This window comes from Pedobacter agri PB92 (genome assembly GCF_000258495.1).
Lineage (GTDB): Bacteria > Bacteroidota > Bacteroidia > Sphingobacteriales > Sphingobacteriaceae > Pedobacter > Pedobacter agri.
Genome location: NZ_AJLG01000001.1, coordinates 57069 through 75244, shown reverse-complemented (window position 1 = coordinate 75244; position 18176 = coordinate 57069). Strand labels below are relative to the sequence as shown.

The 18176-nt window shown below is 37.7% G+C and carries 15 protein-coding genes; 8 read left to right on the top strand and 7 right to left on the bottom strand.

Features of this window, described 5'->3' with window-relative positions; all coding sequences use genetic code 11:
* Positions 1–197: 197 nt before the first annotated feature.
* Positions 198–3500: a preprotein translocase subunit SecA gene (secA, locus tag ON09_RS00355; RefSeq protein WP_010599074.1), complete on the bottom strand. Its 3303-nt coding sequence runs from the start codon at positions 3498–3500 to the stop codon at positions 198–200.
* Between the two features lie 134 nt (positions 3501–3634).
* Positions 3635–3934 carry a hypothetical protein gene (locus tag ON09_RS00350; protein WP_010599073.1) on the bottom strand — a complete coding sequence of 100 codons (300 nt, stop codon included), beginning with the start codon at positions 3932–3934 and terminating at the stop codon, positions 3635–3637.
* 229 nt (positions 3935–4163) lie between these two features.
* Between ON09_RS00350 and ON09_RS00345 the strand changes: the two genes are divergently transcribed.
* The 7 genes from ON09_RS00345 to ON09_RS00310 all read left to right on the top strand — a co-directional run bounded on the left by ON09_RS00345 (position 4164) and on the right by ON09_RS00310 (position 11026).
* On the top strand, positions 4164–4895 hold the full coding sequence (locus tag ON09_RS00345; RefSeq protein WP_010599072.1) for a dioxygenase family protein: 732 nt from the start codon (positions 4164–4166) through the stop codon (positions 4893–4895).
* Between the two features lie 68 nt (positions 4896–4963).
* Positions 4964–5350 (top strand): hypothetical protein, encoded by a 387-nt coding sequence (locus ON09_RS00340; RefSeq protein ID WP_010599071.1) that lies wholly within the window; start codon positions 4964–4966, stop codon positions 5348–5350.
* A 122-nt stretch (positions 5351–5472) separates the two neighbouring features.
* A complete protein-coding gene (locus ON09_RS00335) occupies positions 5473–6162 on the top strand; it encodes a pirin family protein (protein WP_010599070.1) in 690 nt (229 codons plus the stop codon).
* Between the two features lie 470 nt (positions 6163–6632).
* A complete protein-coding gene (locus ON09_RS00325) occupies positions 6633–7730 on the top strand; it encodes a vWA domain-containing protein (RefSeq protein ID WP_010599068.1) in 1098 nt (365 codons plus the stop codon).
* Between the two features lie 80 nt (positions 7731–7810).
* A complete protein-coding gene (locus ON09_RS00320; RefSeq protein WP_010599067.1) occupies positions 7811–8104 on the top strand; it encodes a DUF3861 domain-containing protein in 294 nt (97 codons plus the stop codon).
* Between the two features lie 79 nt (positions 8105–8183).
* Positions 8184–9671, top strand: a complete 1488-nt coding sequence (locus ON09_RS00315; RefSeq protein ID WP_010599066.1) for a MoxR family ATPase — start codon at positions 8184–8186, stop codon at positions 9669–9671.
* 86 nt (positions 9672–9757) lie between these two features.
* Positions 9758–11026, top strand: coding sequence for a metallophosphoesterase (locus ON09_RS00310; protein ID WP_010599065.1), 1269 nt, complete (start codon positions 9758–9760; stop codon positions 11024–11026).
* A 104-nt stretch (positions 11027–11130) separates the two neighbouring features.
* On the opposite strand, the gene ON09_RS00305 is transcribed toward ON09_RS00310, so the two are convergent.
* The 4 genes from ON09_RS00305 to ON09_RS25785 all read right to left on the bottom strand — a co-directional run bounded on the left by ON09_RS00305 (position 11131) and on the right by ON09_RS25785 (position 15479).
* Positions 11131–11820 (bottom strand): response regulator transcription factor, encoded by a 690-nt coding sequence (locus ON09_RS00305; RefSeq protein WP_010599064.1) that lies wholly within the window; start codon positions 11818–11820, stop codon positions 11131–11133.
* A 102-nt stretch (positions 11821–11922) separates the two neighbouring features.
* The gene (locus tag ON09_RS00300; protein ID WP_010599063.1) at positions 11923–13590 is read right to left on the bottom strand and encodes a sensor histidine kinase; all 1668 of its coding nucleotides are present in this window, start codon (positions 13588–13590) and stop codon (positions 11923–11925) included.
* 3 nt (positions 13591–13593) lie between these two features.
* Positions 13594–15126, bottom strand: a complete 1533-nt coding sequence (locus ON09_RS00295) for an alpha/beta hydrolase family protein (protein WP_238533571.1) — start codon at positions 15124–15126, stop codon at positions 13594–13596.
* 107 nt (positions 15127–15233) lie between these two features.
* On the bottom strand, positions 15234–15479 hold the full coding sequence (locus ON09_RS25785) for a TolB-like translocation protein (RefSeq protein WP_238533570.1): 246 nt from the start codon (positions 15477–15479) through the stop codon (positions 15234–15236).
* Between the two features lie 266 nt (positions 15480–15745).
* Here ON09_RS25785 and ON09_RS00290 point away from each other — a divergent pair, with 266 nt between their 5' ends.
* Positions 15746–17569 (top strand): tetratricopeptide repeat protein, encoded by a 1824-nt coding sequence (locus ON09_RS00290; protein ID WP_010599062.1) that lies wholly within the window; start codon positions 15746–15748, stop codon positions 17567–17569.
* Between the two features lie 8 nt (positions 17570–17577).
* Here ON09_RS00290 and ON09_RS00285 read toward each other — a convergent pair whose 3' ends face one another.
* Positions 17578–18132, bottom strand: a complete 555-nt coding sequence (locus tag ON09_RS00285) for a GNAT family N-acetyltransferase (RefSeq protein WP_010599061.1) — start codon at positions 18130–18132, stop codon at positions 17578–17580.
* Positions 18133–18176: the final 44 nt, after the last annotated feature.

The window sequence follows — 18176 nt, the reverse complement described above, 5'->3', positions numbered from 1 at the left end:
TAAGTAACCAAGAGCATTCTGAAATTGTTTAAAAAGAAGAATGCCGAATTCATTGCAAAAATCGGCATTCTTTATGGGTTGTGCAAATGGTAGTTTGGCTCTGTTAGTATTCAAATCCCGACTCCAAGTTGAAATGGAATGAAAAAGGCCACATTTTCATGTGACCTTGTATATGATTTTAAACTTCAGTAATCAAATTACAGATTTGCGCCGTGGCAGTTTTTGTATTTTTTGCCGCTTCCGCAAGGGCAAGGCTCATTACGGCCAATAGCTGCTTCTTTGCGAATTGGTTGTTGTGGTACTGCTTCACGGGTATCTCCAAACTCAACACCTGGTTGCTCTGCACCAAACTCCTGTTTAGTGGTTTGCAATTTTGGTTGTTTTACCGGGGCTGGTGCTTCCCTAACTTCTTCAGCTTCCTGCTGAACAGGAATACCACCTTTATATAAGAAACTTACTACCTCTTTATTTACCGCATTAAGCATGTTTTTAAATAAGTTGAAAGCTTCCATTTTGTAAATTACCAATGGATCTTTTTGCTCATAAACTGCATTTTGAACAGACTGTTTTAAATCGTCCATTTCACGTAAATGCTCTTTCCAGCTATCGTCAATTAAGGCTAAAACAATTGTTTTTTCGAATGAGCGAACCACCTCTTTTCCGTTATTTTCAATCGCTTTCTTCAAATCAACAGCTACTTGAATACCCCGAATTCCATCGGTAAATGGAACTACAATTTGTTCGATATGTTGCCCACGCTCTTCGTAAACCTGAGTTAAAACAGGTAACGACTGTTGAATAATCGCATCTGATTTGCGGGCATAAAATGCTTCAGCTTCTTCAAATAATCTTTCGGTTAACTGAGCTGCATTCGTAGAAGCAAAATCCTTTTCAGTAATGGCGGTATCTAAAGAGAAGTTTTTAATTACTTCTAATTTGAATCCATCATAATTTGCCTCTTGTTTGTACTCACTCACAATATCTTCAGCAACATCGTAAACCATGTTGTTCATGTCTACATCCAAACGTTCGCCAAACAAGGCGTTTTTACGTTTAGCATAAATTACCGTACGTTGTGAGTTCATTACATCATCGTACTCCAACAAACGTTTACGGATACCAAAGTTGTTTTCTTCTACTTTTTTCTGAGCACGTTCTATAGATTTGGTAATCATTGAGTGTTGAATCACTTCACCATCTTCAATTCCCATACGCACCATGATGCTTGAAATTCTTTCAGAACCGAATAAACGCATCAAGTTATCTTCTAGTGAAACGAAGAACTGAGATGACCCAGGATCTCCCTGACGACCAGCACGACCACGTAACTGTCTGTCTACACGACGAGACTCATGGCGCTCCGTACCCACGATGGCTAAACCTCCAGCGTCTTTAACTCCGGCGCCTAACTTAATATCCGTACCACGACCAGCCATGTTGGTAGCAATGGTTACAGTACCTGCCTGACCAGCTTCAGCAACAATATCAGCCTCTTTTTGGTGCATTTTAGCATTTAACACGTTGTGTTTAATTCCACGAAGTTTAAGCATACGGCTTAACAATTCTGAAATTTCAACAGAAGTGGTACCCACCAATACCGGACGACCTGCTTCGGTTAATTTTACGATCTCATCAGCCACAGCATTATATTTTTCACGTACTGTACGGTAAACATAATCTTGCTGATCAGCTCTTGAAATATTTCTGTTGGTTGGAATTTCAACCACATCTAATTTATAAATCGACCAAAACTCTCCTGCCTCTGTAGTCGCTGTACCCGTCATACCGCAAAGTTTGTGGTACATCCGGAAATAGTTCTGCAAGGTTACCGTTGCATAAGTTTGAGTGGCATCTTCAACTTTTACGTTTTCTTTTGCCTCAATCGCCTGGTGTAACCCGTCAGAATAACGACGGCCATCCATAATACGACCCGTTTGCTCATCAACAATTTTAATCTTTCCTTCATCAATGATGTACTCTACATCAATTTCAAACAAAGTATAAGCTTTTAATAATTGGTTAACAGAGTGAATGCGTTCAGCTTTTACAGAATAATCACGCATCAAAGCATCTTTTTGCACCACCTTATCTTCTAAAGGCAGCGCCGATTTTTCTAAATCAGCAACTTCAGTACCTACATCAGGCAATACAAAGAAATTAGGATCTTCTCCAGATTGCGTAATCAATTCAATACCTTTTTCTGTTAATTCAACCTGATTGTTTTTCTCATCGATGTAGAAATACAACTCAGAATCAACTTTAGGCATATTCTTAGATTGATCGGCCATGTAGTAGTTTTCTGTTTTTAACAGCAAGCCACGAACGCCACTTTCACTTAAGAATTTGATTAAAGCTTTGTTTTTAGGCAAACCACGGTAAGCACGTAATAATGCTAAACCACCTTCGCCTTCTTCAGTTCCTGTATTACCAGCGTTGATTAATTTTTTAGCTTCATTTAAAGCTTGAGAAACATAAGCTTTTTGTGCATTCACCAAACGTTCGATACGTGGTTTCAACTCATAAAATTCATGTTCATCGCCGCGAGGAATCGGACCCGAAATAATTAATGGCGTACGGGCATCATCAATTAACACTGAATCGACCTCATCAACCATGGCGAAGTGTAATTTACGCTGAACCAACTGGTCAGGCGTTTGCGACATATTGTCACGCAGGTAATCGAAACCAAATTCGTTATTGGTTCCGTAAGTAATATCTGCGGCATAAGCTCTTCTTCTCTCTTCTGAGTTCGGCTCGTGTTTATCAATACAATCTACACTAATACCATGGAATTCGAATAAAGGTCCGTTCCATTCACTATCACGACGGGCAAGATAATCATTCACGGTAACGATGTGAACACCTTGTCCGGCAAGTGCATTTAAGTACGCAGGCAAGGTAGAAACCAAAGTTTTACCCTCACCTGTAGCCATTTCGGCAATTTTACCACTGTGTAAAACGATACCACCAATTAATTGTACATCGTAGTGAACCATGTTCCAAACCACTTCTGTACCGGCAGCATCCCAACGGTTAGCCCATTGTGCTTTATCGCCTACAATTTTCACATTGCTTTTGCGGGCTGCATAATCCCTGTCGAACTGTGTGGCAGTAACTTCTAAATAATCGTTTTCACTTAAACGACGGGAAGTTTCTTTAACCACAGCAAATGCTTCAGGAAGAATTTCCAAAAGGACTTTTTCCAATTCTGTATCACGGTCTTTGCCTAAGGCATCTACCTGATCATAAATAGCTGTTTTCTGATGAAGGTCTAATTCCTCACTTTCTGCTTCGGTTTTTAAGGCCGAAATTTTTCCATCAATTTCAGTCAAAAATGCAGAAATGCGCTCTTTGAATTCAATTGTTTTCCCACGCAACTCATCATTGCTTAAAGCTGAAAGTTTACTGTAGTGTTCATTTATGGCAATAACCAATGGCTGAATCGCCTTTATATCTCTCTCTGATTTACTTCCGAAAATCTTCGCTAAAAATCCTAACATTATGTTTTAAATCGTATTTGTATTAATAAAAAGTGTATTACAACAACCAATCCATTGGCTTATCTAAGTCAATTTGGCTGCTTATAGTATAATTGAGGGGTTGAAATCTATAATAAGATTTGTCAAAAAGAAACCTAAGGGCTATTGTTTTTCGGTTTTTTCCGAATGGTTAAATCAGAGATTAGCTGATTAACGCATACATACTTAACAACTTTTGATGGAACCTGGGTGCCGCTTAAAGCAAGTGCAGTGTAGGATAATAAATAAGGATTATGCTCGTCGTTAAGCTGAACAGTTGGTTTCCCTACATTATTAACGCTGATTTTATGCTCATTACAATATTCACTTAACAGTTTTAGCCCTTCAACGCGTTCGGCTTTCGCCAAATGTGTTAAGCTAAAAAATACGAGTGATATGGTAACGAGGTGTTTCATTAATTTGCGGCAAAGCTAGTTTTAATCTTTTACAAAATGAAATTACGCATGCTCAAAAACCATACCTCTATTCCCAATTGTACTAATTGATATCTTTTTAACCTAAACAGCTCTTTAAATTCAATCAATTTTAACATTTAACGATACAAAATCGTCGTACATCGTCACATCGCTGTTACTCAGCAGTAGGTTTGCTACTTTTATTTTAACGAAGCAAAACAGTGTAGCCATGGAAAGAAAAAATTTCATCAGGAGTTTAATGATTGGGGCAATCTCCACTCCGGTAATTATCGAAGCCTGCAAAAAAGCCGGCAATACAGAAAGTAATACTACCTCAGGTTCGGGGACAGCAAATACCTCAGCAGGAACAAATGGAACTTGTACCGTTGCGCCAACGGAAACCGAAGGTCCATTTCCTACAAAAGTACCGGCATCATATGTACGCAGCGACATAACCGATGGCAGAAGCGGTTATAAAATGACAGCGAAGATTTCCATTGGTAATATCAATAATAGTTGTGCTGCTTTGGCAGGTGCCATTGTAGATATCTGGCATTGCGATGCCGAAGGTAATTATTCTGAATACGGGGGCACGGGCATGCAATCAACCAACTATCAATCTGTTCACTTTTTACGTGGCCGCCAAACCACTGATGCAAATGGCCTGGTAACCTTTACTTCTATTTTTCCTGGTTGGTACAGTGGGCGTGCAACTCATATTCACGTACATGTTTATAGTGCCAGTGGAACATCATTAAGTGTAACACAAATTGCTTTTCCTGAAGGTGCCGGAAGTGCTGTTGCATTAGTTAACGGCTATTCAAAAGGCCTTAATGGTTATACCTATAATAATGCCGATAATGTTTTTAGTGATGACAAAACGGGCATTGAAATTGCAAAAGTTAGCGGAACTTTAGCTGCTGGCTTCGATTTAACTTTTAAACTTAATGTAAGAGCATAATATTCGTCCTATTTTTTTTATTTTACACAGACGTTAGGATATCCTGACGTCTTTTTTAATTTTATGCCATGTCCCAAAAAATAATTACGCTTTGTTATCGGAAAATCATTGATGATTCTAATTCCAGTCATTGGGATAAGTTTGTTCATGAAGATAGCTTTTTAGAGTTTAAAATGCAGTCTCAATTTTACAATCAAGATGGAAAATATGGCACATTTGCAGAATTACTGATGCATGTTCCGGGGGCAGATAAACTTCATTTTTTGGTAAGCGCTGCCATTACCGGTTACTTGCGGCAGCTTAATGGCATTATACCCGATATTTTAGATAACCTGGGCAGGCGTTTTCTTACTTTTGAAAATTTTAAGTTCGAAATCATTAATTCGGATTTTAATGACATTGAAAAGCATAAGGTGGCGATCAATTTTTTTTTCGAAACCATTGGTGTGGCATGAGCGTATCGATAATCATTTGCTAGTTTCCCAGTTCACTGGAGCTGAAACGGATGAAACATTCACTAATCTCTTCCAAATTCAACCTTTTGTAAGCATCCATTCCATTAAAACAATAAGTTAGCATGAGCCCAACACCTGGAAAGATTTTTTTAGCCGATCAACGGGGATTAACGGAAAGCAATACTTTAAGGAGATACAGTACCTTTAACTTTGAAAAATATCACGATGAACATAGGGCGCCATCAGGAACGCTGTTTGTTTGCAATGATGAATCGATAGCTGCAGGAAAGTTAATTTTTTTCCTATCAAAGGAAGATTCCTACCAAATATTTTTTCCCATTACAGGTGGGTTAGATATTGTTCAGGGCGGAAAGGAATTTGCTGTTGATACCGGACAAGTACAAATACTTAATTTGGGTAAAGGTGAGGTTTTGGAAATTAGTAACCCCTACCCTAATGATGTAATTAACTATATTCAAATTGGGCTGACCACAGATCTGTTTTTACTTCGAGCGAGCGAGATGCTTTTTAAATTCGATTTTGATCAAAACAAGAATCAGCTGATTGAAATCGTTTCTACACCTAAATTATCATTCAAATTAAGTGCAGGTATTTTTGATGCTCGCGTGGAAGCAACTTATACGTTAAATAACCCTGATCAAAAGCTCTTTTGTTTGGTGATTGATGGTGCTTTTGAAATTGAAGGCAGGTTGATGCATGCCAGAGATGGACTGGCACTTTGGGATGTTGAAAAGGTTGAGCTGGAAGCGTTAAGCAATAATGCTATTGTTCTGGTATTGGAACATTTTTAATTTTTCAAAGTTACTTTTCGATTTAAGAATTATGTTTTCACCTATTACGACAAAGTCGTATTACTATTAATGCGCTCGTTAGAAACGAGCGCAAGCGTAAAAATTTCATTGCCGTTGACTTCAGTCAACGGACGAATAAACAGTTTTGATGCAATGGGTTTTGCGTTAGGGATTGTAAGGGTTCAGCACCAATTTTTCATTGGTACCGCAGCGAAGCGGAGCCCTGAAAAGCCCGCCCCTTGCGCAGCTTGGGGAACGCCCAAATTACTGGGTAATTTTCAGTTGGCAGTTTGCCTTTTGCCTTTCGCCTTTCCACTTTTGACTTTTGACTTTTGACTTTTGACTTTTGACTTTCCACTTTCAACTTTTAACTTTCCACTTTTAACTTCTTCCCCTCACCAAATATGACACCCTGCTTAAATTAATCCAAATCGAAACTTTTATCTTCGATAAATCGTTAATACAAGCACATGAGAGGTTTTCGTTTTTCTGATTATAAGCCTGGCGATACGCCAAAAGGTGGGTTTGATGAGTTGCTGAAATTATTTAGCGAATTGCTAAATTATACAGCAGGAGATGCGGCAGAGGCATTGAGTTGGTTAAACGAGCTCGACAAACAATATAAATTAACAAATAATGATTATGGCATTGGTAATTTTATTGATGATTTAAAGGATAAGGGTTACCTCACCGAAGATAATCAATCTGGCGAATTTAAGATTACAGCCAAAACAGAGCAAACTATCCGAAAATCAGCGTTAGATGAAATTTTTGGCAAGCTCAAAAAATCGGGAAGGGGAAATCATAACATCAATCAATCGGGTATTGGAGAAGAGAAAAATGCCGATCGCAGGGAATATAATTTCGGAGATAGTCTGGATCAGATCGACATGACTGCATCTATTCAGAATGCTCAGATCAATCATGGAATTAATAATTTCACCCTGACCGACCGCGATTTAGAGGTGGAAGAAAAGGATTTCAAAACGCTCACTTCAACCGTGTTGATGATCGATATTTCTCACTCGATGATTTTGTACGGTGAGGACCGGATTACGCCGGCTAAAAAAGTGGCTATGGCTTTAGCCGAATTAATTAAAACCAAATATCCAAAAGACACATTGGACATTGTTGTTTTTGGAAATGATGCCTGGCCAATTACCGTGAAAGATCTACCATATTTACAGGTTGGGCCTTACCATACCAATACTTTTGCAGGCCTGGAACTCGCCACCGATTTACTTCGCCGCAGAAAAACCCATAACAAGCAAATTTTTATGATTACCGATGGTAAACCAACCTGCTTGAAAGAAAATGGAAAATACTATAAAAACAGTATGGGCCTGGATAGAAAGGTAATTAATAAAACCTTAAATATGGCCGCTCAATGCAAACGGTTGAAGATTCCCATTACCACCTTCATGATTGCTAAAGATCCATACCTGCAACAGTTTGTGCGCCAATTTACTGAAATTAACGGCGGCAGGGCATTCTATAGCTCTTTGAACGGCTTGGGTGAATACATTTTTGAAGATTACATTAAGAATAGAAGAAAAACAGTTAAATAGTCGGAAGTTTTTGGCTGAAGTTGAATATATAGGGCCCTAAGACAATAGTTAAGTGATTGAAATCACGAGAGATATTATTAATGGCAAAACGCACAAATAAATACAAGTTAACATTAGAAGAAATATCTTTAGCAAGCGAAGATGAGGTAAAAAATGCTCCACTAAAACTGGAATTTGACAATCATGATAATCTTTTCAATATTATAAATGTTGTAAAAAGCAAAGCTATTTTTGAAGATGAAAATCAGAGTACCGAATTTGCCATCGGCTTGAAAATGTTTACTGAGGTGATTCTAAAAAACAGAGATAATGAACTTTTCAAAGAATTGCAACCAGCCATTGCTGAGTTTATGAAGAAATTGAAAAGTAAATAAGTTAAAGGTTGGAGGTAAAAGTTTTAGGTTTAAATATCCAAACTTGCAACCTACAATTGGCAACTCATAACACAGATATATGCAAAACACAACTCTAGGCCAGTTAAAGGCCACAAATTATAAATCAAGATCAGTTAAAGAAGAACTTCGCGAAAACCTCATCAAAGTTTTACGTGATAAAAAAACGGAGTTTGAAGGAATTATTGGATACGATGAAACCGTTATTCCAGAACTGCAAACTGCAATTCTTTCCCGACATAACATTTTACTTTTAGGATTGCGTGGCCAGGCGAAAACGCGTATTGCCCGTTTAATGGTCAACTTATTAGATGAATATGTTCCTTATGTTGCCGGAAGCGAGATTTTTGATGATCCTTTAAATCCTATTTCGTGGTATGCCAAGCATGAGATTGAAACTAAAGGAGATGAAACTGAAATCGCCTGGTTGCATCGCAGCGAACGCTATACAGAAAAGCTGGCTACGCCAGATGTTACTGTTGCCGATTTAATTGGCGATGTTGATCCGATTAAAGCGGCAACATTAAAGTTAACGTATAATGATGAAAGGGTAATTCATTTTGGATTAATCCCCAGGGCGCACCGAAGTATTTTCGTGATCAATGAGTTGCCAGATTTACAGGCCCGTATCCAGGTAGCATTATTTAACATGCTTCAGGAAAAGGATATTCAAATTCGTGGTTTCAAGTTACGTTTACCTTTAGATATACAGTTTGTGTTTACAGCAAACCCTGAAGATTACACCAATCGGGGCAGCATTGTTACCCCACTGAAAGATAGAATTGAAAGCCAGATTTTAACGCATTACCCAAAAAGCATAGAAGTTTCGCGTAAAATTACTTTCCAGGAAGCGAAACTTACCGCAGCCCAAAGAGAAAATATCGAAGCTGACGGACTGGTAAAAGATTTAGTTGAGCAAATCGCTTTTGAAGCCCGTAAAAGTGAATATATTGATCAAAAATCAGGAGTTTCGGCTCGATTAACCATTTCGGCCTTCGAGAATTTAATCAGCACCGCTGAACGCAGAATGTTAATTTCTGGGGAGAAAAACACTTTCGTTAGGTTATCTGATTTGGCTGGAATTATCCCTGCCATTACTGGTAAAATAGAGTTGGTTTACGAAGGTGAACTGGAAGGCCCGGCTCATGTAGCCACTACCTTAATCGGCAAAGCGGTAAAAACTTTGTTTGCCCGTTATTTTCCTGATCCGGAAAAAGCAAAAAAATCTAAAACGGCCAATCCCTATACTGAAATTACAGAGTGGTTTACAGAGGGAAACAATGTTGATGTAACAGATACCTTAACCAATTCGCAGTACAAAAAAGCGTTGATGCTGGTGCCAAGTTTGTATGATACCGTTAAAAAATTCCACCCGAAGTTAAGCGAAAATCAAACTTTATTACTGATGGAGTTTGTACTGCATGGCCTGGCAGAATATTCTCAATTGAGTAAAAATTATTTGAATGGCGGTTTCGGATTTTCTGATATGTTTGGCAGTTTATTTAATGCCGAATTTGACGAGGAAGAAGATGAAGACGATTTCAGATAGCAATTAAATTATACATTTTACTAGCTTTGATATTTCTTTCTAATAAGAGAGAAATATTAAAGCTTTTTTATTTTAATAACATTTAAATGGGAAGATTACCCTTCATTATTGCTGCTTGCATACTTATTACCGCCTTCGATATTTATTGCTTCAATGCCTTGATGGCAGTATTTAAGAACTGGAAACCAAAAACAAAGCAAATCTTCGGGATTTTCTATTGGACCTTCAGCGTTTTATTAATTGTAGGTGTTTTTGCTGGGATATTTCTAAATCTGTTTTTAACTCTTCGGGCTATTATACTTGTGGCTTTCTTTTTAACCGTAGCCTGCAAAATGGCCATGTTGCCTTTTTTATTAATTGATGATTTACGCAGGCTTTTCATTAAGTTATTCAGAAGACCATCCAAAGCTCAACCTGACAGTGCAACATCTCCACAACCAAACAATTTAAAAACCGAAGAATCAATATCACGTTCAGAATTTTTGGTTAAAGCTGGTTTAGTGGCGGCGGCAGTTCCTTTAACTTCTTTGAGCTGGGGAATTATTTCAGGCGCATATGATTACCAGATTAGAAAGGTAAATCTCATTCTTCCAAATCTCCCAAAAGCCTTTGACGGAATTACCATGGCACAAATTTCTGACATCCATTCCGGCAGTTTCTATAACAAAACAGCGGTGAAAGGTGGCGTAGAAATGCTGCTTGCAGAGAAACCTGATTTTGTTTTCTTCACCGGTGATTTGGTGAATAATCTAACCAATGAGGTGAAAGATTATCAGGATATTTTCTCGAAAGTTAAAGCTCCGTTAGGCGTTTATTCTTCTTTAGGCAACCACGATTATGGTGATTATTATTTTGGTAAAGAATCATCGCCTGCAAAGGTTAAAAACCTGAAAGACATGGTTGATGTACATAAGATTATGGGTTACGATTTATTAATGAACGAAAACCGCAGGCTTAAGGTTGATGGAGAGGAAATTGGCATTTTAGGTATCGAAAATTGGGGTATGGGTCGTTTTCCAAAATATGGCAAAATGGAATTGGCTGTACAAAATACCGATGATTTGCCTGTTAAACTTTTATTGAGTCACGATCCCTCGCACTGGCGTGGAGAGGTGCTGGAAAAATACCCACAGATAGACGCCATGTTTAGCGGGCATACACACGGCATGCAGTTTGGTGTTCGCTTAAAAGAGTACCAATGGAGCCCGGTTCAGTATATTTACAAAGAATGGGCTGGCTTATACCAGGAACAGAAACAACAACTGTATGTTAATGTTGGCTATGGTTTCTTAGGCTACCCGGGCAGAGTTGGGGTTTTGCCGGAAATCACAGTTTTCACTTTGAAGAGAGCTTAAAAAATTATTGAGTTTTGAATGATTGAATGAGTGAGAATTGTCTGCCCAATGCAAGAAACATTCACTTATTCAATCACTCACTCATTCAATAATTCAATAATTTATTAACCTGCATTAAAGCGATATCCCACGCCTCTTACGGTTTGCAGCAATTGAGGATTATCTGGATTCAATTCGATTTTCTTACGCAAACGAACAATGTGCATATCTAATGTACGGGTGTTCACATCAGAGTTATAACCCCAAACCACCAACATTAATTCATCACGGTTGATCACTTTACCTGGATTACGTAAGAAATAGAGTAAAATACGGTTCTCTAAGATCGTCAACTCAATTTTCTTCCCATCTCTAAACAAAGTATGAATATTCGGGTGGTGTTCCATGTTACCAAAACGGTGAATTTCAGCAGTATCTTTATTTACAATAAACTTCACCTTACTTTCAAGCATCGCCACCAAAACATCCATATTAAATGGTTTTGTGATATAATCTGATGCACCGAAATTATACGCATCAATTTTATCTACATCCTGCGCTTTCGCGGTCATCATGATAATCAGATTTTCAAAACCCTGCTTACGCACATTTTCGCAAACTTCTGCGCCCTGCTTGCCTGGCATCATCCAGTCCAGCAATACAATATCCGGCTGGTCGGCAATAATCATTCGCTCGCCTGATTCACCATCGTTGGCCTCCAATACATTATAGCCTTCAGTCTTCAATCGATGGGCCACTAAAAAGCGAAGATTTTCATCATCCTCAACAATTAATATTTTTACTTCTTTAGACATTTGTGTGTTGTTATATTTTGAATCGTTTTAAGGTTTAATATTTCAAGTTGCCAGGTAATATTATCACACTTAAACTTTACGACATTTTAAATTATTTCAATTTTACTTGTTATAAGGCAGCACAATTTTAAATTCTGTACCATTGCCCACTTTACTTTTTACAGAGATTTCTCCCTGCATAAAGTTAACCAGTTCTTTGCAGAAAGCCAAACCCAAGCCCACACTTCCCATCTGGTTGTATTCATTCTGTATTCTAAAAAACTTTTTAAAGATATTGTTTAATTCTGAAGATGGAATGCCAATTCCCTTATCAGTAAAACGAAAGACCAAAACACCTTTAATTAATTTAGCACTGATATGCAGCTTTTTGTTTGCAGGTTTTGAATATTTATAAGCGTTTTCAGCCAGGTTATCAAACAAACTGCCTAACAATACCGGATCGGTGATAAAACTTTTAAAGCCAAGTACCTCGTAGGTGATTTTGAAATCAGGATGTTTCAAGGTGTGCGATTCAATTGTACTTTCAATAAAATCCTCAATATTAACCTGCTCCTGATTTAACTTAATTGCCTTGTTCTCAATCTGTGTAAAGGCTAGCAGCTTATTCATCAAACCATTCAGTTTGTCGGCCTCCTCATCCAGAATCTTACCATAAAGCTGCTGTTCTTTCTGGCTTAACGCTGTGGCACTTTTAATGTTGTTTCCTGCAATCTTAATCACACTCACGGGTGTTTTAAACTCATGGGTAAGGTTATTCACAAAATCGTACTGGAGCTTAAACATTTTGCTATTGATGTTCAAATTGCGGTAAATCAAAAAAGCAACCAATAGCAACACACCGTAAACCAGCAACAGGACCAACGCAATTGGCATGAAATAAATGAATATTTCTTTTTTGATGTATGATTTAGATGAAGTGAAATAAAGTTTAAAATCGGAAAATGCACCCGGAAGTGCTATTTCGGTGGTCATGTTCTCGTCCGAAGTATCAATCGGATCATAAGTTAAAGGTTCTACCTCTATCTTTTGATACAATAAAGGTCTCGTATTGGTTACTTTAATTTTGTTCGGATCAAGCTGAAAAACCAGCATGTCTTGCTGATAAACCGGCAAAGGATCGAGCTTACGGCGCATCATATCCTTATAAATCTTCAAATCTTCCCGTCTCGGAATATTGAGATAGGTAATCTTATTTGATTTAACTACTGAAAAGTTGGTGAACAATTCTTCCTGAGTGGGAACTGCAGCGGTATCTAACTGATCTACAAAAGTAACCAGCTTGTAGGCCATGGCATTAAAATCATCGCCAACTTTAAATGAACGCGTATCGTACTCTGAAAACAGCTTAACCGAATCGGGTGAAACGGTTTTACCAAACTGAAATATCGATTTAGGACCAATGGACAAACTTCCAACGTTCATTCCATCCTTCACCGGAATATTTTTCACTTCGGTATCGTAAAAAGTAACCTTTGCAATAAATGGATATTTAATGGTTACCGTATCAACAAACTTTGCAGCAGTTGCCGAATCTAAAAACCCGTTGTAGTAAGATATTTCGGGCATTTTATTCTGAAAGAAATCGTTATAGGCTTTGATGCTTTGCTCTAAAACATTTACCTTTTCAGATACAAACTCATTCTCAATAGATTTTTTACTGTAGTTAAACGCTAAAAATAAAGAGAGGATGAAAAGAATGGAGATGAGTATAATGAAGGTAACGCCAAGCGAGGAATTTTTCCGGTAACCACTTTTCTTATCCAGGGCCATAACCTATTTCTTACTCAAGTTTGTTTTTAAAAATTCTTCCAAAGCTTTGTACAAAGCCGTTCTACCTTGCTGGCGTAATACCGGATTGGGTCCTTCCTCTTTTTCGATATACGTAACAGGTACATTTCGCTTTTTCAATTCTTTAATAAACTGAACTCCTTCTGCTACGTTAACCCTCGGATCTTTTGGGTTTTGTGCAATAAATAAGGGCGACTTGAAACGATCAGCATGAAAAACAGGCGAAGCGAAACGCATATAATCAGTATCTGTAACAGGGTTTCCTAAAATTTCATAGTACATCTGCAGGTTCGACTTCAAGAACGGAGGAATCGTTTTCAGGTAACTGAACAAATTGATTACGCCTGAATTTGATCCGCCACAACTATAAAGATCAGGATTTTTATACAAACAATTTAGTGCAATATAACCACCAAAACCATTTCCGTAAATGGCTACTTTTTTCGGATTCGCGATTTGCTTATTTATTAACCAACGTACGCCATCATTTACATCTTCCTGTATCTTATCACTCCACTCCTTAAAACCGGCTGCATAAAAAGATTTGCCATAGCCTGTTGATCCTCTGTAGTTAACCTGCAAAACAGCATAACCACGGCTTGCCAGAAATTGCACTTCAGCATTGTATCCCCAACTGTTTCTCCCACCGGGGCCATTATGAGGTAAAACCACAACCGGTAAGTTAGTTGCTTTTTTATTTCGTGGTAAGGTGAGATAGCCATTGATATGTAAACTATCGCTACTTCTGAAACTAATGGGCTTCATATCGCTCATCATTTCTTCATTGATAGCAGAATTAATATCCGTTAGTTTTCTGAGTTTATTTTGGCTGGCGGTGTACAGATAATATGAACCTGGGTTTTTATCTGTAAATGTTCTAATAACAAAAACATTTTCCATTTTATCCTTCTCCATGATGCGCCACTCAGAGCCTGGCAAAAGCTGATCGATCTTACTGTAAGTGTTTCTAGATTGATCATCGAGATAATATTTTTTCTTCTTCCAGGTTTCGCAGGTTACGAACAACATCTTTTTTTGCGTACGCGAATACCTTGCATCAACAACATTTAGTGTATCATTTGCGAACAATACCTTTTTTTCTTTCCCATTCTTTAAATCCAAAGCTACCAAAGCATTTTTATCACGATTGACGTTTGAAATGGCATAAAGTACGTTCGGTTCTTCTTCTGAGAAGGCAATTGGCTGAAAAGTAGTTTCAAAGTTATTGGTTAAAACCGGCTTAAAAGTTTGCGTCTCATTTTCGCGGTATAAAAGGGTTTCATTCACGCCATCACTGGCTACAGCAATTTTCAATACGCCTTTGTGATCAGTCATCCACTCTGTGATATTACCTGGATTTTTTGCAGCAATATCCATTTGTCCGTTACGTACATTCAGGCGGTATACGTCAAAAACCGTAGAATCTCTTTTATTTGAAGCAACTACGATGTATTTATCATCTATCAGCTGATCTTCAATTACCCGCAACCGCGTCTTCTCGTTCGCACTTAGCTGCACTTGTTTACCGCCATCTTTATTGATAACGAAAATGTCTGACCGGCGGTCCTTGGATTCATCTTCTGTATAATAAATCAGTTCGTTATTGCTGGTCCAGAAATGAAAACTTATTGTTTTTCGGTTAAGTGCGTAAGCTGCACACTGTTTCCGGTGGCCAGATCCTCTACAAAGAGATCTAGTTTCCGGTCTTGCAATTTCAGGTACGATAAACTTTTACCATCTGGAGAAATGTGATAGTAAGCCTTATCAAAGGTTTTAAAAAAATCATCTACAGGTATAGTTTGCTCATTCCGGGAACTTTTACACCCCCAAATTGAAGCCACTAATACGAATAAAATAATTCTTCTCAACATAAACAATTTTCTCACGGGATGACAAAAATAAATATCCCGGTTAGTTAACCACGCATTACACCAACAATGTTACTTACTGATTGAAATCAGCTTGCGGCTCAATTTAGTATTTATAAAATGGAGACAAAATAAAATGCAGGTAACATTATTATTGGAATTAAAATGGCACCACTCTGCTCTAAACTAAATCCATTTAGGCAACGTTAGTTGTTCAAAGTTTTCGCTTTCATCCTTTTTAGTTACATTTAAAGCTTATAATGAGGATAATGAATAGATTGATCATCCTAGTCTTTTTTGCATTTACTTTAAGCGTACAGGCACAGGTTTTACGTTCCAACTCCTCAATCGCTGCAGATGATACGCCATTGATTTTTCAGTACTACCGTGACGGGGAATATGAAAAAGCCGTTGTTTTGCTGGAGAAGATGTTTTCTGGCGCCAATAACGAAGGATATTTCGATATTTATTTTAATTCATTGCTCAAATTAAAACGTTATGATGTTGCTGAAAAAACAGTTAAAAAACTAATAAGGCAGCATCCGGAAAACGATGCTTATCCTATTGCCTTAGGAAAACTATACCAGGAAAAGGGAGACGTTCAAAATGGAAATAAGATTTTCAGTGATATTATTAATAAACTGCCCAAAGATGAATTTAAAATCCGAAACCTGGCCAATAACTTTTATCGGTTTGAAAACTACGATTTTGCAGTGCAAACGTTTAAACAGGGGAGAAAAATTCTGGGAAACAATGAATTATTTACCTATGAATTATTAAATATCTATCGCTTTAAAAAAGATAAGCCCATGCTAATGCAGGAATACCTGGATGCATTAGCCACTATCCCTCAGCTGCTACCACAAGCTCAGGTTGTTTTGCCAATGATTTTTGATGACAAAGCGGATTATCAAACCTTTCAGGTTGGAATTCTTAAAAAAATACAAAAAGATCCTGATGCCGAAATCTATATACAGCTGCTAACCTGGAATTATATTCAACAGCAGCAATACGATATGGCGTTGCGCCAGCTAATTGCCTTCGATAAAAGAACAAAAGCTGATGGAGGCACACTTTTTAATGCCATATATACTTTTGTAGATAACAGTGCTTATGAAACCGCAATTAAAGCTTACGAATACCTGTTAACAAAGGGTAAAGAGAATCAATATTATCTTCCATCGAAAATAGAGCTGTTAAATACCAAGTATAATATCCAAACTGCTGGAAAATACAACACAGCAGCACTCGATCTGTTGGCAAAAGATTTTCAGATTTTACTGGATGAAAATGGTAAAAATAAAAACACGCTATTTGCCATTAAAAGGTTGGCAAACCTACAAGCATACTATCTAAATCAAGCGGCACAGGCAGAGAAAGGCCTTGAAGAGGCGTTACAAATGCCCGGATTGAATGGACAAGATATCGGACAGTTAAAGCTTGAGTTAGGAGATATTTACATTTTAACCAACCAACCCTGGGAAGCATTTTTAGTTTATGAGCAAGTAAGCAAACAATTTGAAGGCCAGCCAATAGGCAACGAAGCCCGTTTTCGTAGCGCCAAACTTTCATTTTATCAAGGTAATTTTGATTACAGCAGTGCTCAGTGCCTAGTGTTAAAAGCGGCTACATCACAACTAATTGCAAACGACGCGTTGAATTTAAGCTTATTGATTTCAGACAATATTCAAACACCAACCGACAGCAACGCTTTGAAGATGTATGCCGATGCAGAAATGCTGGTTTTTAGAAATTTACCTGCACAAGCCATTCGTAAATTAGATAGCATTGCCATTGTTTTTCCTGAAAACGGATTAACAGATGCCGTATTGATGACAAAAGCGAGAATATTAATAAAATCAAATGATTTTCAAAGTGCTGCAGACATCCTTAAAAAGTTAACAGAAAATTTTAAAGACGGGATCTGGACGGACGATGCCCTTTTTACGCTGGGCGATTTGTATGAGAAAAAATTAAATGACATCGTTCAGGCAAAGCTTTATTTTCAAAAACTGATTACGGATTATCCTGGCAGTATGTTTAGTGCAGAAGCAAGAAAAAGATTTAGAAATTTAAGAGGTGATGGAGTTTGACAAATAAACTATATCCAGTCCCAAATTACCACATTCCACTCTGTATCTGAAGCATCCGTATAACTATAAATAGTTTTGAAACCGATACGTTCATGGGCTTTCATTGAACGTAAGTTAATGCTGGCAATCTCTGTTATTGCGAATTCATAATTTTTGTTAAAATATGCTCTATAGGCCTCATAGCATCTGTCAAATAGCCCTTGTCCACGATAATTCTTATCCACGCAAACTTGTCCAACAACGATGTATTGATAGTTAGCAACAGATTTACCTTTGTATTCAATGTGGTCAAAACTTTCATACATTTCTACCAATCGAGGAATATCGCTTTTCGATTGCTCCGTCATTCCTAATATGTAGGACACAACCTGATTTCCATCTTTAGCAATCACGTTCGGCTCATGCTGGTGCATCTTTTCCAAATCATCAAGCGAATGCGAAACGGTCACAAAACCCTGTTCCTTAATTTCTTCCGAAGATAAATCAGTTCTTAAATTTTGTTTCTGAAGCGCAATAATCCCTTCCAGATCTTTAGTACTGCTTGAGGTTAAAATTTCAATCATTTGTATGCTAAAAGTAGTAAATGCCGAATATAAGAAATCCGTTT